At 56.6% G+C, this 19,742-nt stretch carries 23 protein-coding genes; 14 read left to right on the forward strand and 9 right to left on the reverse strand.

Going from position 1 to position 19,742, the window contains the following annotated elements:
- The first annotated feature begins 54 nt into the window (after nt 1-54).
- On the forward strand, nt 55-546 hold the full coding sequence (locus ACS3QZ_RS14840) for a L,D-transpeptidase family protein (protein ID WP_456038544.1): 492 nt from the start codon (nt 55-57) through the stop codon (nt 544-546).
- A 6-nt stretch (nt 547-552) separates the two neighbouring features.
- Here the strand turns inward: ACS3QZ_RS14840 and dalA are convergent, their stop codons facing one another.
- Entirely contained in the window at nt 553-1,074 is a 522-nt protein-coding gene (gene dalA, locus ACS3QZ_RS14845; protein WP_093092670.1) for a divisome-associated lipoprotein DalA, read from the reverse strand.
- Nucleotides 1,075-1,235: 161 nt separating this feature from the next.
- On the opposite strand from dalA, the gene ACS3QZ_RS14850 reads away from it, so the two are divergent.
- Both ACS3QZ_RS14850 and ACS3QZ_RS14855 read left to right on the forward strand, forming a co-directional pair.
- On the forward strand, nt 1,236-1,832 hold the full coding sequence (locus tag ACS3QZ_RS14850; protein WP_456038545.1) for a L,D-transpeptidase: 597 nt from the start codon (nt 1,236-1,238) through the stop codon (nt 1,830-1,832).
- Between the two features lie 144 nt (nt 1,833-1,976).
- Nucleotides 1,977-2,159, forward strand: coding sequence for a hypothetical protein (locus ACS3QZ_RS14855; protein ID WP_093092336.1), 183 nt, complete (start codon nt 1,977-1,979; stop codon nt 2,157-2,159).
- Nucleotides 2,160-2,270: 111 nt separating this feature from the next.
- Here the strand turns inward: ACS3QZ_RS14855 and hemH are convergent, their stop codons facing one another.
- Together hemH and ACS3QZ_RS14865 are read right to left on the reverse strand one after the other, a co-directional pair.
- Complete coding sequence (hemH, locus tag ACS3QZ_RS14860) at nt 2,271-3,323, reverse strand: ferrochelatase (protein ID WP_456038546.1); 1,053 nt, start codon at nt 3,321-3,323, stop codon at nt 2,271-2,273.
- Nucleotides 3,324-3,363: 40 nt separating this feature from the next.
- The gene (locus ACS3QZ_RS14865) at nt 3,364-4,170 is read right to left on the reverse strand and encodes a methyltransferase domain-containing protein (RefSeq protein WP_456038547.1); all 807 of its coding nucleotides are present in this window, start codon (nt 4,168-4,170) and stop codon (nt 3,364-3,366) included.
- 99 nt (nt 4,171-4,269) lie between these two features.
- Here ACS3QZ_RS14865 and ACS3QZ_RS20480 point away from each other — a divergent pair, with 99 nt between their 5' ends.
- The 4 genes from ACS3QZ_RS20480 to ACS3QZ_RS14890 are packed head-to-tail and all read left to right on the forward strand — an operon-like array spanning nt 4,270 to nt 6,503.
- The gene (locus ACS3QZ_RS20480) at nt 4,270-4,932 is read left to right on the forward strand and encodes a ComF family protein (RefSeq protein WP_503457501.1); all 663 of its coding nucleotides are present in this window, start codon (nt 4,270-4,272) and stop codon (nt 4,930-4,932) included.
- A 36-nt stretch (nt 4,933-4,968) separates the two neighbouring features.
- Complete coding sequence (grxC, locus tag ACS3QZ_RS14880; protein ID WP_456038548.1) at nt 4,969-5,229, forward strand: glutaredoxin 3; 261 nt, start codon at nt 4,969-4,971, stop codon at nt 5,227-5,229.
- Nucleotides 5,226-6,062 carry a carbon-nitrogen hydrolase family protein gene (locus ACS3QZ_RS14885; protein ID WP_456038549.1) on the forward strand — a complete coding sequence of 279 codons (837 nt, stop codon included), beginning with the start codon at nt 5,226-5,228 and terminating at the stop codon, nt 6,060-6,062. Before grxC ends, ACS3QZ_RS14885 begins: the two co-directional genes overlap by 4 nt.
- Nucleotides 6,063-6,503: a MarR family winged helix-turn-helix transcriptional regulator gene (locus ACS3QZ_RS14890; RefSeq protein ID WP_456038550.1), complete on the forward strand. Its 441-nt coding sequence runs from the start codon at nt 6,063-6,065 to the stop codon at nt 6,501-6,503.
- Here the strand turns inward: ACS3QZ_RS14890 and ubiG are convergent, their stop codons facing one another.
- Nucleotides 6,504-7,250 (reverse strand): bifunctional 2-polyprenyl-6-hydroxyphenol methylase/3-demethylubiquinol 3-O-methyltransferase UbiG, encoded by a 747-nt coding sequence (gene ubiG / locus ACS3QZ_RS14895; protein ID WP_456039350.1) that lies wholly within the window; start codon nt 7,248-7,250, stop codon nt 6,504-6,506.
- 50 nt (nt 7,251-7,300) lie between these two features.
- On the opposite strand from ubiG, the gene pip reads away from it, so the two are divergent.
- The 3 genes from pip (at nt 7,301) to ACS3QZ_RS14910 (ending at nt 10,243) form a co-directional block, all read left to right on the forward strand.
- Entirely contained in the window at nt 7,301-8,272 is a 972-nt protein-coding gene (gene pip / locus ACS3QZ_RS14900) for a prolyl aminopeptidase (protein ID WP_456038551.1), read from the forward strand.
- A gap of 77 nt (nt 8,273-8,349) precedes the next feature.
- Nucleotides 8,350-9,861, forward strand: a complete 1,512-nt coding sequence (locus ACS3QZ_RS14905) for an ABC transporter substrate-binding protein (RefSeq protein ID WP_456038552.1) — start codon at nt 8,350-8,352, stop codon at nt 9,859-9,861.
- Between the two features lie 94 nt (nt 9,862-9,955).
- The gene (locus ACS3QZ_RS14910) at nt 9,956-10,243 is read left to right on the forward strand and encodes a PqqD family protein (RefSeq protein ID WP_456038553.1); all 288 of its coding nucleotides are present in this window, start codon (nt 9,956-9,958) and stop codon (nt 10,241-10,243) included.
- Here ACS3QZ_RS14910 and ACS3QZ_RS14915 read toward each other — a convergent pair.
- Both ACS3QZ_RS14915 and ACS3QZ_RS14920 read right to left on the reverse strand, forming a co-directional pair.
- Complete coding sequence (locus ACS3QZ_RS14915; protein ID WP_456038554.1) at nt 10,240-10,827, reverse strand: LicD family protein; 588 nt, start codon at nt 10,825-10,827, stop codon at nt 10,240-10,242. The two genes, ACS3QZ_RS14910 and ACS3QZ_RS14915, sit on opposite strands and share 4 nt — an antisense overlap.
- Before the next feature lie 188 nt (nt 10,828-11,015).
- Entirely contained in the window at nt 11,016-11,273 is a 258-nt protein-coding gene (locus tag ACS3QZ_RS14920) for a hypothetical protein (RefSeq protein WP_456038555.1), read from the reverse strand.
- Nucleotides 11,274-11,505: 232 nt separating this feature from the next.
- On the opposite strand from ACS3QZ_RS14920, the gene rimP reads away from it, so the two are divergent.
- The 4 genes from rimP to infB are packed head-to-tail and all read left to right on the forward strand — an operon-like array spanning nt 11,506 to nt 16,854.
- Nucleotides 11,506-12,090 carry a ribosome maturation factor RimP gene (rimP, locus tag ACS3QZ_RS14925; protein WP_456039351.1) on the forward strand — a complete coding sequence of 195 codons (585 nt, stop codon included), beginning with the start codon at nt 11,506-11,508 and terminating at the stop codon, nt 12,088-12,090.
- A gap of 2 nt (nt 12,091-12,092) precedes the next feature.
- Nucleotides 12,093-13,718: a transcription termination factor NusA gene (gene nusA / locus ACS3QZ_RS14930; RefSeq protein WP_456038556.1), complete on the forward strand. Its 1,626-nt coding sequence runs from the start codon at nt 12,093-12,095 to the stop codon at nt 13,716-13,718.
- A 23-nt stretch (nt 13,719-13,741) separates the two neighbouring features.
- The gene (locus ACS3QZ_RS14935; RefSeq protein WP_456038557.1) at nt 13,742-14,374 is read left to right on the forward strand and encodes an RNA-binding protein; all 633 of its coding nucleotides are present in this window, start codon (nt 13,742-13,744) and stop codon (nt 14,372-14,374) included.
- A complete protein-coding gene (gene infB, locus ACS3QZ_RS14940; protein ID WP_456038558.1) occupies nt 14,371-16,854 on the forward strand; it encodes a translation initiation factor IF-2 in 2,484 nt (827 codons plus the stop codon). Before ACS3QZ_RS14935 ends, infB begins: the two co-directional genes overlap by 4 nt.
- A 373-nt stretch (nt 16,855-17,227) precedes the next feature.
- Here infB and ACS3QZ_RS14945 read toward each other — a convergent pair whose 3' ends face one another.
- From ACS3QZ_RS14945 to ACS3QZ_RS14955, 3 genes are read right to left on the reverse strand one after another with little or no spacing between them, the layout of a single operon-like run.
- The gene (locus tag ACS3QZ_RS14945; protein WP_456038559.1) at nt 17,228-17,626 is read right to left on the reverse strand and encodes a (deoxy)nucleoside triphosphate pyrophosphohydrolase; all 399 of its coding nucleotides are present in this window, start codon (nt 17,624-17,626) and stop codon (nt 17,228-17,230) included.
- Nucleotides 17,623-18,852, reverse strand: a complete 1,230-nt coding sequence (gene argJ / locus ACS3QZ_RS14950; protein WP_456038560.1) for a bifunctional glutamate N-acetyltransferase/amino-acid acetyltransferase ArgJ — start codon at nt 18,850-18,852, stop codon at nt 17,623-17,625. Before argJ ends, ACS3QZ_RS14945 begins: the two co-directional genes overlap by 4 nt.
- Nucleotides 18,853-18,866: 14 nt before the next feature.
- Nucleotides 18,867-19,724, reverse strand: a complete 858-nt coding sequence (locus ACS3QZ_RS14955; RefSeq protein ID WP_456038561.1) for a peptidylprolyl isomerase — start codon at nt 19,722-19,724, stop codon at nt 18,867-18,869.
- Between the last annotated feature and the right edge of the window lie 18 nt (nt 19,725-19,742).

Consider the following 19,742-nt stretch of genomic DNA (forward strand, 5'->3'; position numbering starts at 1 on the left):
CTTTGCTATAGAAGTGCCCATAAAGAAGCCGGCAACGGACGAGGAAACCTGTCGATGCGTTGGATATCCATTCTACTTGTGGCGCTGATGGCCTTTGGCCTGGCGAGCTGCTCCAAATTCAAAACCTATAACGGCCCCGAGGTTACGCGCGTTCTGATCTACAAGGAAGAACGCAAGATGTACCTGATGCACCATGATAAGGCACTGAAATCCTATGATATCGGACTTGGGTTCGCACCTGTGGGTCACAAACAGGTCGAAGGCGATGGGCGCACACCCGAAGGCGATTATTTCGTCAATCGCCGCAATCCCAACAGCGAGTTTTACCTGTCGATCGGGATTTCTTATCCCAACGCGGCGGACCGCGCCTATGCCCGCTCGATCGGGAAATCTCCGGGGGGCGACATCTTCATCCACGGCCGCCCATCCAAGTACCAGAATGGCAAGGACGACTGGACGGCGGGCTGTGTGGCTGTCACCAACGCTGAAATGCGTGACGTCTACGCGATGGTCAGGAACGGCACGCGTGTCTCGATCTTTCCCTGATCACCCCTAGAACGCGGCAATGTTCACGCCACCAAGGCGCTGACCCATGATCAGCGTCCACCAGATTTTGCCATTCTTTTCCTGGAACCAGGCAAAGCCCATATCCTGTGCATTGGGATCAAGAATGACCGCGCGTGTGTCATCCTGTTCCATCCATGCCGCCAGGGTTTCGATCTCGGTTTCGTAGGTTTCCGAGATCGTCTCGCCCACCAACTTGCCGGTGTAGCCAACACGGGCAACACGATCCAGCGGGCTAGACCCGTCAGACCCAAAATGCCAAGGGCGGTTTTGCAGCGCCATATCCTGCGAATGGGTGGCCGCAGCTGCGTTCAATTGCGCGTTCAACTCAACAGGACCTGCACCGGAAGCCTGACGCAAGACGTTGACCGAATCGAGAATGCGGTACTGGATCTTCGACGTCGAACCTGAGGAAATCCGGTATTGCTTTGCCCCTACGGCACCGCCCGACGAGTCACACGCTGCCAATCCCAGCATGGCAATCAAGAGAATGGCAAGTGAACGCATGATGTCCCCGTTTGGTCTTTTCATTCGGACCGTGTCTAACCCGCAAGGCGTTGCCTTGAAAACCCACATCGGCGTGACCTTGCCCAGTTGACGCTTGATTGATTTGCGACTGCGGCTTTCCAGCAATAATGTCGTCCAATCAGAAAACCCTTTAGGAGCTTCCAATGACGAACGATCGGTCGAACAAGCTTGGCCGCCGCGCCTTTCTTGCATCCGGCGCCGCATTTCTGAGCACCTCGGCACTGGCCCAATCTGAATCAAGCACGACTGAAGTCGAGCGCGATATCAGCCAATCGGTGGTGCGCAATATTTCCAGCTTTCGGTCACTAGAGTGGCAACCTTATTTCTCCGATCTTCGGAACGGTGCAATCCTGGTCGATACAACCTCGCGCGCTCTGCATTACTGGTCGGCGGATGAATCCATTTACAAGCTTTATCCGACCTCGGTCCCTCTTACCGAAGACCTCACGCGCCGCGGTCGCACCAGCATCGTACGCAAGGTCGAAGGCCCAAGCTGGCGTCCCACGCCGTCAATGAAAAAGCGCAACCCAGAATGGCCTGATTATGTTGGCCCCGGCCCGGATAACCCGTTGGGCACACATGCGCTTTATTTGAGCTGGACGTATTATCGAATTCACGGGACCCATGACACACGGAAAATCGGGCGTCGCTCGTCCAACGGCTGCATTGGACTTTATAACGAGCACATCTCGGAATTGTTCTCGCTTGCCAAAGTTGGCACCCAAGTGTTGCTTATTTGACGACATTTTGGCGCGTCTGAACCGAAACCCCAAAAGTTGGGTTTGCAATCGGGGTTTTTTGCTGTTTAGACAGGGTTACGAGGTAAGTCTTGGGTGCTTGACGTCGTCCTCATTAGCGACGTCGGGCAAAATCTGGAGGATACTATGAAGAAACTCGTTCTCGCTGCCGCTATGACTGCTGCTGCATCGACCGCGTTTGCTGGTTCGATGGCTGAGCCGGTTGTTGAACCCCCGGTAATCGAAGAAGAAGCTTCCAGCTCTTCGTCGGCAATCTGGGTTCCGCTGGTGCTGATCGCAATCGTTGGCGCAGTTATCGCAGCCAACTAAGCGCAAGCTTAGAAGCGAACTTTTTGAAGATCAAAAAAGGCGGAGCAGATGCTCCGCCTTTTTTACATTTTGACTTGAAATCCTCTGGGTTTGGCGGGATCTGTGGTCAGCTCATTTGACCCAACCGCCCAGATTTTCGGAAATGATTGCAGACAGCGCATCGATATGCGCAGCGTCATCATTCAAGCAGGGGATATAGGTAAATTTCTCGCCGCCTGCGTGTTCAAAGCTTTCCTTGATCTCTTCGTTGATCTCTTCAAGCGTTTCGATGCAGTCGGAGGAGAAGGCGGGGGCGACCACGGCGATGTTCTTTTTGCCGTCCTCTTTTGCAAGGCGAGCCACTTCGTCGACGGTATAGGGCCGCAGCCATTCCTCGGGCCCAAACTGTGACTGGAAGGTTGTGGTCAACTCGGTCGAATCCCAACCGAGTCGCTCCTGCAAAAGCCGCGTGGTTTTTTGACATTGGCAGTGATAGGGGTCGCCCTCTAACAAATACCTTTCCGGCATCCCATGGTAGGAGACAACCAAGATGTCAGGACGTTTTTCTAGTGCGCCATAAGCCGCTTCGATCGACTGAGCCAATGCTTCGATATAGGCGGGATGATCGCAATACGCTTGAACTGTGCGTGCTGCAGGCTGCCATTTTTCTTCCATCAGGGCGCGAAAAAACTGGTCATTCGCCGTCGCGGTCGTCGCACCTGCATATTGCGGGTAAAGCGGGAAAAACAGCACGCGTTCACAGCCTGCCGCGACCATCTTGCGGACTTTGGATTTGGTTGATGGATTTCCATAGCGCATGCAGAAATCGACCATGACCTGATCGCCGTACCGTTCTTTCATGGTCCCGGCGAGCTTCTCGGCCTGGTTTCGGGTAATCGTCATCAGCGGACTTTCACCGCGCTCCTTGTCCCAGATCGACTCATAGGCCTTTCCGCTGGAGAAGGGGCGTTTGGTCAGGATGATCAGCTGCAACAACGGCTGCCATTTCCACCACGGGTAATCAATAACCCGCTTGTCCGAGAGAAACTCGTTCAGATAGCGACGCATGGGCCAATAGGTATAGTCGTCCGGCGTGCCCAGGTTGGCGATCAAAATACCCGTTTTGCCGCGCGCGACTTTCGGGTGATCCGCAGGAGCGTGGTGCGGGCAGGTTGCGTTGGTCATATGTGGGGTCGATCCCTTGGCTAAGTCCTGGCTGGCGGGGTCATTCGCCGGAGAGTTTTGTTTCTTTTGCGCCGAGTACATCGGCAAGTCGGGTCGCGGCAGAACCGGGGCGCAGCGGTTGAGGCTGGCTGGCATCGGGTGCCCAGCCCAGAAGATAGATCAATTCGAACGTCGCCGGAATGCGCCCCTCTGTCATGAATTCTTCTACGTAGATTTCTGCTGCACGGATCAAAACCTGTCGACGCGTCGGCTGGCGTAACCGTCCGGCCAACGCGTTAGCCTCTCCCATGGCGCGCAAATCGCGCATCAGGTTCCAGGGAGTTTCATAGGTGACGGTCAGCGGTTCGGAATCCGCCACCGGCAAAGTGAGGCCGGCCCGCTGAAGCAACGCGCCCATGTCTCTGATCTCGGCCATCGGAACCACACGTGGGGACAAGCCGCCGGTGACATCCGACTCCGCCTGCGCCAGCGCTGTCCGCAATTCGTGAAGAGTCTGGCCGCCATAGGCAACGCTCATGAAAAGCCCGTCCGGTTGCAGAGCGCGGCGGCATTGGATAATCTGCCCGACCGGGTCGTTAGCCCAATGTAAAGCCATGGCGTGGATAACAAGATCATGCGCCCCCTGTTCGAGGTTCAGAACCTCGTCATCCGCCACGATTCGCGCGTTCGGCACGCAACGCCGCCAGATTTCGGGAAACCCAGTCACGATCGCCGGGGACGTAAACGCCTTGTTAACCAAGGTTAGGCGATCCTGAATATCCTCGATGGCAGCGTCATGCAGGAACATACCCGCCTCAAGATCGGCGCGGGCGCGGTGTTTTTGCAGGGCGGATCTGTCTGTGATCATGGGGGCGTGTTGCATGGCGCGGAACATAGAGCGATGATTTCGAAGTTTCAAACCGCCTTGAGGGTTGTTTACCCGCCGCGCTGCGTCGGCTGTGGCGAAATGGTCGAGAGTGATTTTGGTTTGTGCGGGCCGTGCTGGTCCAAAACCCCTTTCATAGGCGGGCATGTTTGTGACGCTTGTGGAACTCCCCTTCCGGGATCGGGAGACGGGTATCGCGATCTTTGTGATGATTGCCTTGATCATCCGCGCCCTTGGGGGCAAGGCCGGTCCGCTCTAATCTACAAGGGGGCAGCGCGAAAACTTGTTCTGGCCCTGAAACACGGTGACCGGCAGGATATAGCAATGCCTGCGGCGAAATGGATGAGCGCGGCCGTTCGTCCAATTCTGCGCAAGGACATGCTTGTCGCTCCAGTGCCACTTCACTGGCGGCGCATGCTGGCCCGGCGTTTTAATCAATCGGCATTGCTGGCCAAGGCCTTGGCCGAGGATGTGGCGCTGGAATGCTGTCCGGACCTTCTCGTGCGACCGCATCATCGGCAAAGCACCGAGGGGTTAGGGTTTCGCGAAAGGTTCGATTCCCTGTCAGGGGCGATTGAACCTCATCCAAAGCGCAAGCACCGCGTGGCAGGACGTGCCGTTTTGCTTGTTGATGATGTCATGACCAGCGGTGCCACATTATCAGCCGCCACCCAAGCCTGTTTGGCTGCCTGTGCCCGCGAAGTGCATGTCATGACACTGGCACGCGTTGCAAAGGATGCCTAAATCCCCCACAAACGAAGCGAAATGAGGGGAAATCCGATGCAACCAGTCGAAATCTACACCAGCCCGCTCTGCGGATTCTGCCATGCTGCAAAACGGTTGTTGAATCAGAAAGGTGTCGAGTTTTCTGAAATCGACGTTTTCCGTAACCCAGATCGAAAGCCCGAGATGATCGAGCGGGCAAATGGCGGGCGCACCGTACCGCAGATTTTTGTGGGCAAAACCCATGTCGGAGGGTGTGATGATCTTTACGAGCTGGAACGCGCCGGCAAGCTCGACGCACTGTTGGCATCCGAATGACATTTCGCGCCGCTCTGCTCCAGATCACCTCCTCGGATAATCCCGCGCAAAACCTCACAACCGTCATGGCTATGTTGCGTGAGGCCAAGGCGAAGGGCGCAGACTTTGCCCTGACACCAGAGGTCACGAACTGTGTTTCAACCAGTCGTAGCCACCAGAACGCCGTGCTTTGTCTCGAGGAACAGGACCCAATGCTTTCGGGCTTGCAGGCGCTATGCAAGGAGTTGGGACTTTGGCTCTTGATTGGCAGTCTGGGTCTGAAGACCAGCGATCCCGACGGACGATTCGCCAATCGCTCCATCCTGATTGACGCCCAAGGGCAGATCGTGGCGCGTTATGACAAGATTCACATGTTTGATGTGGATGTGACGCCCGAGGAAACCTACCGCGAGTCGGACGGCTATCGCCCCGGTGCCGAGGCCGTGGTGGCCGAAACGCCGTTTGGAAAGGTCGGGATGACAATCTGTTACGATGTCCGCTTTCCGCATCTACATCGCGCGCTCGCCAAGGCTGGGGCACAAATCCTGACAGTGCCCGCTGCCTTTTCGCACGTCACCGGGGCCGCGCATTGGGAAGTGTTGTTGCGCGCGCGAGCAATCGAAACCGGGTGTTTCGTAATCGCGCCCGCCCAAACCGGGCAACATGATGCAGTTCGCGGGCAAAGCCGTTGTACCCACGGACACTCCATGGCTGTGGCTCCCTGGGGTGAGGTCCTTGTGGACGCGGGGACCGAGACGGGGATTACTTATGTTGATCTCGACCTCGATTTGGTCGACAAGGCGCGGCGTAAAGTTCCCGCGCTGTCCCATGATCGAGAATTTGGCGGACCTTGAATGAACGACAAAAATGGCCTGGCCATTACCCTATTTGGCGAGATCCTGATGGCGGACCAGCTCGCGCGATCGCGGCTGAGCAAAGCTCTGCCCAAGGGGATGGAGCTGTCGCATTTTTCTGTCTTGAACCACCTTGACCGCGTGCAAGGTGAACGCAGTCCAGCACAATTGGCAAAAACATTCCATGTCACGCGTGGGGCAATGACCAATACCCTGAGCAAGCTGGAGCTTGCGGGATATGTTCATATCCGGCCAGACTGGGATGACGCCCGCCGCAAGATGGTTGCGATCAGCCCGGCCGGACGGCAAGCGCGGGATGCCGCCCTGGCGGGCATCGCCCCGATGATCAGCGATATCGTCCAGCAGCTGGGAGAGGAGCGTGTGCGCTCTGCTCTGCCGATCTTGCGCGAACTGCGCCTGCGTTTGGATGACGACTCCTGATCAGGTGGGTTTGAGGCTGCTGGTCACGTAGTTGACGCTAAGATCGTTGGCCGAGATTGACCAGTTCCACGTGATCGGGTTGAACACGAACCCCTTGCGATCGACCGGTGTCATTCCTGACTGCTCCAGCAGGGCGAACAGTTCATCGGGCGTTATGAACTTGTTCCACTCGTGAGTGCCCTTGGGCAGCCAGCGCATTACAAACTCGGCTCCCACAATTGCCATCGCAAAGCTTTTGGGATTCCGATTGATAGTCGAACACAAATGCAGGCCGCCGGGCTTCAGGAGTTGTTGGCATGCTGTCAGATAAGAAAGCGGATCAGCCACATGCTCTACCACCTCCATGTTAAGCACGACGTCGAATTGCTCACCGGCATCGGCCAATGTTTCGGCGGTCGTGTGGCGGTAGTCAATGTCCAATCCCGATTGCGTGGCATGAACCTGCGCCACCGGAATATTGCCCGCTGCGGCGTCGGCCCCAACAACAGTGGCGCCCAAGCGCGCCATGGGCTCGGACAACAAACCGCCTCCACAACCGATGTCCAAAAGACGCAAGCCTTTGAACGGCTCGGTCTGTGACAGGTCGCGATTGAACTCGGCCGCGATCTGCGACGTAATATAGTCAAGACGACATGGATTAAGCATGTGCAGGGGCTTGAACTTGCCCTTGGGATCCCACCATTCGGCGGCCATGGCTTCGAACTTTGCGACTTCGGATGGGTCGACGGTGGTCTGAGAGGCTTGCATTTTCTTCATTCCGTGGTCATTTGGGCTGTCTCAACCAATATAGGAAGGACATGGACAGAAACTCGGGCCAAAAGCGCGCAGTGCATTACCTTTATCCTCCGGTTGAACCCTTTGACCAGAGGCAGATGGACGTGGGCGATGGTCATACTGTCTATTACGAACAATCGGGCAATCCGGATGGATTACCGGTTGTAGTTGTTCATGGCGGCCCCGGCGGCGGCAGTAGCCCGGCCATGCGGCGCTACTTTGATCCCAAGGTTTATCGCATCATTCTGTTCGATCAGCGCGGCTGTGGCCGGTCACGCCCGCATGCCAGTACTGAGTCCAACACGACATGGCACCTGATCGCGGATATGGAACGTATCCGCGCGGCGCTGGGCATTGATGAATGGATCGTGTTTGGCGGGAGCTGGGGCGCGACGCTTTCGCTGCTTTATGCGCAAACTCACCCCGAACGTGCTGTTTGTCTGGTTCTGCGTGGGGTCTTTCTGATGACCCAATCGGAACTGGACTGGTTCTATGGAGGCGGGGCTGGGCAATTCTGGCCGGAAACTTGGAAACGGTTTAGCGATCTGATTCCCGAATCCGAGCGTGGAGACATGATCCAAGCGTATCACCGTCGGCTTTTCAGTGGGGATCACGCAACCGAAGTCAAATATGCACAAGCATGGGCGAGCTGGGAAAACGCCCTAGCATCCGTTTATTCCAACGGGGCCGGGGGCGAGCCGCCAGCTGAATACGCGAGGGCGTTTTCGCGGCTCGAAAACCACTATTTCCTGAACAGGGGATTCCTTGCGCAGGATGGGCATATTCTTGCCAACATGGATCGAATTCAGGATATTCCCGGCTACATCGTTCAAGGGCGGTATGACATGATCTGCCCTCCGCGCGCCGCCTATGCCCTGTCCGAGCGCTGGAAGCGGTCGCGGCTGCGGATGATTCGGAACGCGGGTCATGCTTTGAGCGAGCCCGGGATCAGCGCGGAATTGGTGCGGATCATGGATGATTTGGCGCAGGTCTGAGAAATCGGCTGGACAAGCGAGCGTCAACCGCGTCTGGTGTGTTGCGCGATATCGCCCGACTGCGAACGGAGGATGCCATGTCGAGAATTAGCAGACGTAGCTTGCTGACCAGCGGTGCCGCCGCTGGTGTGCTGGCGGCGTCTGGCATGGCGTTAATGGCTGCCCCACGCGCAGGTGGCACGTTAAGGGCTGCGGTTGCGGGTGGATCGCCTCTCGATTCCTGGGACAGCCGTACGCATTCCGGCTTGTTCATGCTGGTCGCGGCTCACGGCGCAGTATTCGACTGCCTGACCGAAGTTGGCCCCGACGGGGCATTGCGCGGTGAGTTGGCCGAGAGCTGGGAAGCCAGCGCGGATGCCCGTATCTGGACCTTCAACCTTCGTAAGGGTGTGGAGTTCCACAATGGAAAGCGTTTCGGAGCTGAAGATGTGCTCGAATCGCTGGCACTGCATATGGGCCCGGGAAATGCGTCCCCAGCCGCCCCTCTGTTGGCCAATGTCAGCGAGCTGCGAAAGGTGCACGAGCATCAGGTGCAGTTCCACTTGGCCGCGCCGAACGCGGATTTTCCCTATCTGATGGCCGATTATCACTTGATCATCTATCCTGCGGGTTATGTGGAACTCGCAATGGAGAACGGTATCGGAACCGGACTCTTCCGCTTGGAAAACTTCGAACCCGGCAAAAAGCTTTCGGCGCGCCGGGTGGCCTCACATTACAAAGGCACATCTGCCGGCTTTTTTGCGGAGATCGAACTGATCAATGAAAACGGGGACCAAACCCGCCTTGATGCGTTGGGCCGAGGTCACGTTGATGTTGCCAGCCAGATAGCTCCAAGTCGTGCGCGTCAAGTTGAAGGATGGGATGCCGTTGAACTGCAGCGCATTGCAGGAAATCAACATTTTAGTTTTGCGATGAACGCGAGCGTATCACCCTTTGACTGCGCCGATCTTCGGCAGGCGGTCAAGTTTGGAATCGATCGAAATGTGTTCGTTGAAGCAGTCCTTCACGGTCATGGCCGTGTGGCCCATGATACCCCGATTGGGCCTTCAAACCAGTTTTATGCAACTGACTTGGAGCCGATTCACCACGACCCGGACTTGGCGCGACACTATTTGCGCAAGGCGGGTGTCGATCGGGTGGCCATGACCTCGACAGGCTATGCATTTGCGGATGCTGAGTTGGCGGGTGGCCTTGTCCGGGACCAGTTGCGCTCGATCGGGCTGGATGTGTCGATGACAGACATGCACAACACGGCTGCGCTCACGATGGGCGGTTCTTCGGGGCGTGTGACAGAGGATTGGGCATTCTCGACCTATTACGCTGACGGCGCCTCTTGGAATACGAGCGGTTGGCAACATCCTCTGTTTCAGAACCTTCTGCTGACGGCCCGTTCAGAACTGGATGGCAAACGCCGCCGCGCCCATTACACAGACATGCAGCAACTGTTGAGGGACGAGGGACCCGTCGCGATCCCCGCATTTGCCGATCACCTTTTTGCGACCCGAGATACCATTCGGCGCCCAGCCACGATGGGCAATGTGTGGTCGCTCGACAATGCGCGTCTGGCCGAACGCTGGTGGCACGCATAAGGCATCCTCAGATTGTCAAAAGCGGACATCCCGCGACTTGCCGGGCGATTGATCATTGTTGTCAAACGGGGTCGATTTGGGCAGGCTAACGAAGATGAAGAACGTTGGTAATCAAAACGCATCTCTTTGCTGGCGGGCGGCGCGGGAATGTTCGGTTGAAACCAACAGCAAAGGCGCAATTCTGACAGAGCGGGCCTGTGGAACACGCCATTATCTGAACGCCACTGCTGCCATTGTTTATTTGCTGTGTGACAAATGCCATTCCACCGAGGACATTGCCGGTTTTATTGCAGAGCAGTTTTCGCTTGAGAATCTGCCGATTGACGATGTTCAGAGAGCCTTGGATCAACTTCAGGCCAAGGGTTTGATCCAAAGAGGCTAGGTATCCTCAGTGCGCAGAAATTCGAAACACGCATATCTTGCGGGATTCTCTCTGTATTCCGAGGGTTTCACCGGAGCGCTCCAACCGTCACCGTAATGGCTTGCCAGCCACGCTTCTGATTGGCGGGGAACCGCAAACTCGATGCCGCGAAGCATGGCGGTGCCAAAGGGTTTGATTTCGCGACCCGTTAGCCAGCCGGGGATGCAGGGATAGCAATAATAGGCACCGTGTGTGACGAAGGATGTGTAAATCTCGATGCCATGAAGCGCTTTGCCAGAGTCAGGGTCTGTGGTTCCACGCAGGAGAAACCGGCCATGGTTTGGCGCCGCGGCGATCATATCAAATTCGGCAAAAAACGCTGTGATCATGTCACGCTCTTTGAGCACACCGGCTGCGCTGCGGGCCCTGGACACATAGGCCATGTCGATATCGACATCGTGGCCAATGAAATCTTCGTTGCGGGTCGCGCCCAACAATGTGCCGTAGGTTAGGTAAAGTTGAAGACCCAGCTGGACCTGAAAAATGGTCTCGACCTCTTTCATCCGTTGCGTGAGGGCATCGAGATGGGCATCGGAAAAATCCATGAACCATCTTGCGGGGCGACCCCAGTGATCTACGCGTTTTGGTGTTGTCATGGTTTTTCAGGGTGCCGGTTTCTTGGGGGTCGAATTTGACCGAAAGAAGCATGCCATGCTAGCTTTTTCGTATTGTATGAAAGGAGATTTTCACAAAGGAGAAAGACGACGTTGATGTCGCGCGTCGCGATGCACTGTTAAAACTCGTCCTTGGCACAGCCTATGCTGTCCCGGTTGTTGCAACTCTTTTCGTCGCGCCGACCCCGGTTGTAGCTCAGGAAGCGGGCTCCGGCGATCCGGGTGACGATGATGGAAGTGAGGGGTCCGGTGATCCCGGAGGGGATGATGGTGGCAGCGGGTCGAGTGATCCAGGTGCGAACCCGGGTCAAGGCAATGCCAACGGTCACGGTCGAGGTGTCGGTGGTGGTTTTGGAAATGGCCAGGGACACGCCCATGGCCACGGTCGCGGCAATGGAAGGGGCCACAGTCTGGGGCGCGATTGATACAAATGCTTGAGCTCTGAACGCGATGCGCTCCGCGTTTGGCGGGGCGTTTTCGTTTAGACCTTGCAGACTCACCACATCAAGCGTATATCCCTCTTCAACAGCGACGCGCTGGGGTCCAAACCCAACGCGCACCGAACGACGACACGGGCCGCTGGCCCGTTTTTTTGTGCCCGGAGGCACGCTGATGAGTGACCTGATTGCCAAGGCGGCGATTGACCGCAAGCTGGCCGACATTGTTGCCCCAGTCATCGAAGACATGGGGTTCGAACTTGTGCGCCTGCGCCTTATGGGGGGCAAAACCCACACGCTGCAGATCATGGCGGAACGTCCCGAGGGCGGCATCGAAGTGGATGAATGCGCCGCGATTTCGAACGCGATCAGTGCGATCCTTGATGTCGAAGATCCCTTGTCGGACAGTTACGTTCTTGAAGTTGGCAGCCCGGGAATTGACCGCCCGCTGACGCGCCTCAAGGATTTTGAGACCTACGAAGGCTATGATGCCAAGCTTGAGACCAGCGAACTGATCGATGGGCGCAAGCGGTTCAAGGGCGTTTTGGCCGGTGTCGAAGGTGATGATGTACTGATCAACATCGAAGATCAGGGCGAGACCGTGACCGTGGGTCTGCAGTTCGACTGGCTGGCCGAGGCCAAGCTGGTGCTGACCGACGAGTTGATCAAGGAAATGCTGAAGGCCCGCAAGGACGCGGGCACTCTGAACGAAAACGATTTTGACGAGATCGAGACCGAAAAGTCCGAGGAGGAATAAACATGGCAATTACCTCTGCAAACCAGCTGGAACTGCTCCAGACCGCCGAGGCCGTGGCCCGCGAAAAGATGATCGACCCGGCACTCGTGGTCGAAGCGATGGAAGAATCGCTCGCACGGGCGGCCAAGTCGCGCTATGGCGCGGAGATGGACATTCGCGTGTCGATCGACCGCAAGACCGGAAAGGCCACTTTTACTCGCGTGCGCACCGTGGTCGAAGACGATGAACTGGAAAACTACCAGGCCGAATTCACCGTTGAGCAAGCCAAGCAGTACATGGAAGACCCCAAGGTCGGCGACGTGTTTGTCGAAGAGGTTCCGCCGGTAGAAATGGGGCGGATCGCGGCGCAGTCGGCCAAGCAGGTGATCCTGCAGAAGGTGCGCGAAGCCGAACGTGATCGCCAGTTTGAAGAATTCAAGGATCGTGCCGGCACCATCATCAACGGTGTGGTCAAGCGTGAAGAATACGGCAATGTCATCGTCGACGTGGGCCGTGGTGAAGGCATCCTGCGCCGCAACGAGAAGATCGGTCGCGAAAGCTATCGTCCGAATGACCGTATCCGCTGCTACATCAAGGATGTCCGTCGCGAAACCCGCGGTCCGCAGATATTCTTGAGCCGCACTGCGCCGGAGTTCATGGCCGAACTGTTCAAGATGGAAGTGCCGGAAATCTATGACGGCATCATCGAGATCAAAGCTGTGGCCCGTGACCCCGGTTCGCGCGCCAAGATTGCTGTGATTTCTTATGACGGGTCGATTGATCCCGTAGGTGCCTGCGTTGGTATGCGCGGCAGCCGTGTTCAGGCCGTCGTGAACGAGCTTCAGGGCGAGAAAATCGACATCATTCCGTGGAACGAAGACCAGCCAACCTTCCTCGTGAACGCGCTACAGCCTGCCGAAGTCACCAAGGTGGTTCTCGATGAGGAAGCGGGCAAGATCGAAGTTGTGGTTCCCGATGAGCAGCTGTCGCTGGCCATTGGTCGCCGCGGTCAGAACGTACGTCTGGCTTCCCAGCTGACCAACCTCGACATCGATATCATGACCGAGGCGGAGGAGTCGGAGCGGCGTCAGAAAGAGTTTGAAGAGCGTACGTCGCTGTTCATGGACACGCTGGATCTCGATGAATTCTTTGCTCAGTTGCTGGTGTCCGAAGGATTCACCAACCTTGAAGAAGTTGCCTATGTCGAGCTTGACGAGCTTCTTGTGATTGATGGAGTCGATGAAGACACCGCGAACGAGCTTCAGGCACGTGCACGTGACTACATCGAAGCTCAGAACCGCGCCGCACTGGAAAGCGCGCGTGAACTGGGTGTCGAAGACAGCCTTGTTCAATTTGAAGGCCTGACACCCCAGATGGTCGAAGCGCTGGCCAAAGACGGTGTTCTGACATTGGAAGACTTCGCGACCTGCGCCGACTGGGAGCTGGCCGGCGGCTGGACCACGGTTGAAGGTGAACGGGTCAAGGACGATGGTATTCTTGAGCCCTTCGATATGTCGCTGGAAGAAGCACAAGACCTCGTCATGACAGCCCGCATCGTGCTGGGTTGGGTGGATCCGGCGGATCTTGAAGCAGAGGAAGAAGAAGGCGCCGAAGAAACCGCAGAAGATCAAGAGGAGGCCGGGGCCTGATCTCAGGCCCTGGAGGGCTCAAAATGGGACGCGGTGGTCGACCCAAGGACAAGGCGAGAGAGCCTGAGCGCAAGTGCATCGTGACCGGAGAGGTTGCGCCGCGTGGCGGTTTGGTGCGCTTTGTTGTCGGGCCTGATGAACAAGTCGTGCCTGACATTTTGGGCAAACTGCCTGGTCGGGGTATGTGGGTGAGTGCGCAGCGCTCCTCCATTACCAAGGCGGCAACCAAAGGTCTGTTTTCGCGCGCAGCGAAGGCAAAGGTGAAAGTGTCCGCCGATCTGGCGGACGTGGTGGAAAACCAGCTTGCGCGCCGGGTTGTCGATTTGATCAGCCTGTCGCGCAAATCGGGTCATGCTGTGGCCGGATACGAGAAAGTGAAGGACTGGCTTGTCAAGGAACAGGCAGCGATCCTGTTGCAGGCATCAGACGGTTCTGAACGTGGAAAAACCAAACTACGCCCCCCCTATGGCGGCAAACACATCGACTGGCTGACGGCAGACGAATTGGGTTTGGCATTTGGGCGACAAACTGTGATACATGGAGCGCTTGCGTCTGGTGGACTCGCTCAACGTGTTGTAGAGGATGCCCAAAGATTAAAAGGCGTACGCGAAATTGCGGTGGCAGGGGCCATCGGAAAGGAAAAGACAGCTAGATGAGCGATAACGACGGTAAAAAAACCTTGGGTCTGCGTGGCGGCAATCGGCCGGGTAACGTGAAGCAGAGCTTCAGCCATGGAAGGACCAAGAATGTCGTGGTGGAAACCAAGCGGAAGCGTGTTGTGGTTCCCAAGCCCGGCGCGGCCAAGACAGGTGTGTCCGCGGCCAAGGGTTCCGGCGATCCGGCGCGTCGTCCTGCTGGGATTTCCGACGCGGAAATGGAACGCCGTCTGAAAGCACTTCAGGCGGCTAAAGCGCGCGAAGCGGAAGAAGCGGCCGAACGCGAAGCAGAAGAAAAGGCCCGTGCCGAGGAACGCGAGCGTCGCCGGCAGGAAGCAGAAGCCAAAGAGCGTGAACAGCGCGAAGCTGAGGAAAAAGCCCGCAAGAAAGCGGAAGACGAAGAGCGCAAGCGCCAGGAAGAGGCCGATGCCGCCAAGCGTGCCGCCGCCGAAGCCGCTGCCGCTGCGCCCAAGCAGGAAGCGCCCGCACGTGCTCCGGCGAACAAGCCGCTGCCTTCGGCGACACCCCGCAAAAACGAGCGCGAACAGCGCCCGGCCCGCGGCAAGGGCCGTGATGATGGCCGTCGTTCGGGCAAGCTGACCCTAAACCAGGCGCTTTCGGGTGAAGGAGGCCGGCAGAAATCGCTCGCTGCGATGAAGCGGAAGCAAGAACGTGCCCGCCAGAAGGCGATGGGAGGTTCGGTCGAACGCGAAAAGGTCATTCGGGACGTTCAACTTCCCGAGGCAATTGTTGTGTCCGAGTTGGCCAACCGTATGGCTGAACGTGTTGCTGACGTTGTGAAAGAGCTCATGAAAATGGGCATGATGGTCACGCAGAACCAGACGATTGACGCAGATACTGCTGAACTGATCATTGAAGAGTTCGGTCACAAGGTTGTACGCGTATCGGATGCGGACGTGGAAGACGTCATCTCCGATACTGAGGACAAGGAAGAAGACCTCAAGCCGCGTCCGCCTGTGATTACAATTATGGGTCACGTCGACCATGGTAAGACCTCGCTTCTGGACGCAATCCGCGACGCCAAAGTTGTTGCGGGTGAAGCTGGCGGTATCACCCAGCATATCGGCGCCTACCAGGTGAAAACCGACAGTGGCGCAGTGTTGAGCTTCCTCGACACGCCGGGTCACGCGGCCTTTACCTCGATGCGGTCGCGTGGTGCGCAGGTTACCGATATCGTTGTTCTGGTTGTGGCTGCGGACGATTCGGTCATGCCGCAGACGATTGAGGCGATCAACCACGCTAAAGCCGCCGGTGTGCCAATGATTGTCGCTATCAACAAGATCGATAAGCCTGCCGCCGACCCGGACAAAGTTCGGGCGGAGCTGCTGCAACACGAAGTGATCGTCGAGAAGATGTCGGGTGAAGTACAGGACGTTGAAGTTTCCGCAATCACCGGTCAGGGTCTCGATGATCTTCTCGAGGCGATCGCGCTTCAGTCGGAGATTCTCGAACTCAAGGCGAACCCGGACCGCGCGGCGCAAGGAGCGGTTATCGAAGCGCAGTTGGATGTGGGTCGCGGTCCCGTCGCGACGGTTCTGGTGCAGAAAGGTACGTTGAAACAGGGCGATATCTTTGTTGTGGGCGAGCAATACGGTAAGGTCCGCGCGCTGATCAACGACAAAGGCGAACGCGTACAGGAAGCCGGGCCGTCGGTTCCGGTTGAGGTTTTGGGTCTGAATGGCACACCGGAAGCGGGTGACGTTCTTAACGTGACCGAAACCGAAGCCCAAGCGCGTGAAATTGCTGCTTATCGTGAACAAGCAGCCAAGGACAAACGTGCCGCTGCAGGTGCCGCGACAACCTTGGAACAACTGATGGCCAAGGCGAAGGAGGACGAGAACGTCGCCGAATTGCCGATCTTGGTCAAAGCCGATGTTCAGGGGTCGACCGAAGCCATCGTTCAGGCGATGGAAAAGATCGGTAACGACGAAGTTCGCGTACGTGTGCTGCACTCGGGTGTTGGCGCGATTACCGAAACAGATGTTGGTCTTGCCGAAGCAAGCGGTGCGCCGATCATGGGCTTCAATGTTCGTGCTAACGCTTCTGCTCGGAATACGGCCAACCAAAAGGGCGTGGAAATCCGTTACTATTCAGTGATCTACGACCTTGTGGACGATGTGAAAGCTGCCGCCTCCGGCCTGCTTTCCGCCGAAATCCGCGAAAACTTCATCGGGTATGCCGAGATCAAGGAAGTCTTCAAGGTGTCCGGCGTGGGCAAGGTGGCTGGTTGCCTTGTGACGGAAGGTGTCGCGCGCCGTTCTGCCGGGGTTCGCCTCCTGCGGGACAACGTTGTGATCCACGAGGGCACGCTGAAAACGCTCAAACGCTTCAAAGATGAAGTGGCAGAGGTTCAGTCGGGTCAGGAATGCGGCATGGCATTCGAAAACTACGACGACATCCGTCCGGGCGACGTGATTGAAATCTTCGAACGCGAAGAAGTCACGCGGACATTGGCATAAAAAGAAGGGGGCCTCCAAGTGGAGGCCCCCGTTTTTCGTTTCCGTGAGAGTGGTGGCTTTGTCAGCTGCGCTTGGCTGTAATCGGGACGCCCGAATAAACAGCATTTCCGACGCGAACAGAAATCCGGCCGCCAGGCAACGCTTCTACGAACGTCCCCTGGATGGACACACTGCTGCCCACCGTAATAGTCCTAAGCATGTCAATTCCCCAGTTTCTTGACAGTTTGGATATAGGTATTTCGTTGGCTATGTAACATCCCGCCGGACGTCACATTAACGTAACGTTAACTCATGGACAGCTTCCGACGAAGAGTTAATTTCGAACAAAAACCATTCAACAGCGGGTTTTGTGTTGAAATTTCGTGCAAGGGCGTCAAACCCAGTCCCGAATAATGGGAATAAGGGGAATATCTGCGGCTGGCATCTTGTAGTCTCGCAAATTTTGTGGGCGCACCCAGCGCAGTGTCTGCCCTTCTTTCGATCTGGGAACGCCCTCCCATTTCCTGCAGATGAAGAGTGGCATCAACAGGTGAAAATTCTCATAGCTATGAGATGCAAACGTTAACGGCGCAAGACAACTCGCCCAAGTGTTGATTCCGAGTTCTTCTTCGAGTTCTCGTATCAGCGCTGCCTCGGGAGTTTCCTCCGGCTCAATCTTGCCACCAGGAAATTCCCAAAGCCCCGCCATTGCCTTTCCTTCCGGCCGTTGGGCGAGCAATACCCGCCCATCCACGTCCACCAATGCAACAGCCGACACCAGAACCGTTTTCATGAGCGGTAATCGGCGTTGATCGTAATGTATCCATGCGTCAGATCGCATGTCCAAACCGTTGCAGAATGACTGCCAAGACCCAAATCAACCCGAATTTTCAAATCTTGATTGCGCATGTACTCCGCCCCGTCGTTTTCACTGTAAGAGGGTGAAACCCATCCCTGTTCCGCAACCAGAATGTCGCCGAACCAGATCGCAAGGAGGTCACGGTCTGCCTTGGCTCCACTTTTGCCGATTGCCATCACGACACGGCCCCAGTTGGGATCTTCTCCGGCGATTGCGGTCTTGACGAGTGGAGAATTGGCGATGGAGAGGGCGTGGGTACGGGCGTCCGCTACGGATTCCGCGCCAGACACCTCGACTTCGAGAAACTTTGTAGCCCCTTCGCCGTCGCGCACCACTTGATGTGCCAAGTCCAACATCACCTCGAAAAGAGCATCACGAAACGCGCCCTCCGGGGAAGTGACATCCACACCAGATGATCCGGTTGCCGCAAGAAGCAGGGTGTCGGAGGTCGAGGTGTCACTATCCACGGTGATGTTGTTGAACGTCAAATCGGTCAATTCACTCAGGATCGACTGCAAGAGCGTCTGTTCGACTTTTGCGTCCGTAAAAATGTACACCAGCATTGTCGCCATATCGGGTGCGATCATCCCGGAACCTTTGGCGATACCCGAGATGTTGACGGTTTTGCCTTCTATCAGAATGGATTGACAGGATCCCTTGGGGAACGTGTCCGTCGTTCGGATACCTTCGGCCGCATCCTGAATTGCAGTTTCGGAAAGATTGTTCTTGAGTTCTTCAAGTTTCGCCGTGATCCGGCCATGTGGGAGAGGCTCGCCGATCACGCCGGTTGATGATGAAAACACGCGTTTTTCCGGAATGCCAAGACAGTTTGCGACGCCGCTGGTGACAGCATGAGTCGCCTCGGCGCCGTTGCGTCCGGTAAAGGCATTGGCATTCCCGGCATTAACGATGATTGCAGCACCTTCGGTCGATTCGCCGCCAATTTTTTCCTGGCAGTCCAACACAGGTGCCGAACGCGTGGAAGATTTGGTAAAGGCCCCGGCCATTGTCGTTCCCGGTGCAAGTCGCACTAGGGTGACGTCCTTGCGATCCTTATATTTGATCCCAGCCGCCACTGATGCAAATTCGGCGCCGGCAATAACCGGAAGGTCAGGAAAGCCTGCCGGAGCAAGCGGTGACACATGTGTGATCTTGGCCATGTCTTTCTGTTTCCTTATTCCGAATCCAACAGATCGCCACGCAGAATAACGGACGGATCAAATTGCTCTGCGCCTGACCGATCAACTTCTGCACCCGTGACCAGCTCGGCAATATGTGCGTCAACAGCTTCCGTCTGAAGCTGAGCCACCAGCTCTTCCCGCTCGGACTCGAAAGACGGTGCTTCCTGTTGCCGTTTGTCATTCAGGATGATCAGGTGCCAGCCAAACTGGGTTTGAACTGGCATAGAAATCTCGCCAACGGCCAAGTTTACAACCGCGTCCTCGAAGGGTTTGACCATCTGACCGGCACCGAACCAGCCAAGCGATCCGCCCGACGGCCCCGACGGCCCAGTTGATTTTGCCTTGGCGGTTTCTGCGAAGTCCGCTCCAGCCATTAGGCTCTCCCGAATGGCATTTGCCTCTTCTTCAGTTTCGACCAGAATGTGCGAAGCATTATATTCTTCAGCGCCTTGAAAATCAGCGTACTTTGCATCGTAGGCTGCCTGAACCTCGGCGTCGCTAATTTCCAGACCTTTCAAAAACGCAGTTAGGGCGACTCCTGCCAAAAGCGAGCGACGTTCATTTTTCAGTGCGATTTCGACGGCGTCAGGCACCGGTCCTTTCATCGTCTGGGACAAGGCCGCCTGCTGGACCAACTGGTTAAGAATTCCTTCAAAGAGAACGTTCGGAGGCAACTGCCGGTATTGCTCGGGCAAAGAACCGCGAACAGCAATCACCTCTCCCAAAGTGATCTCATGTCCATTGACACTTGCAACCACTGTTTTGATGTCGGGATCTTCCTGCGCCAGGGACGGCGTTGCGATCAACAAGGCGAAACCCGCCGAGCGCAGGAATTTGAGGTGTTTTGACATCGTTTTGTCCTTGGCTAA

It is taken from the genome of Shimia sp. W99 (assembly GCF_053851455.3).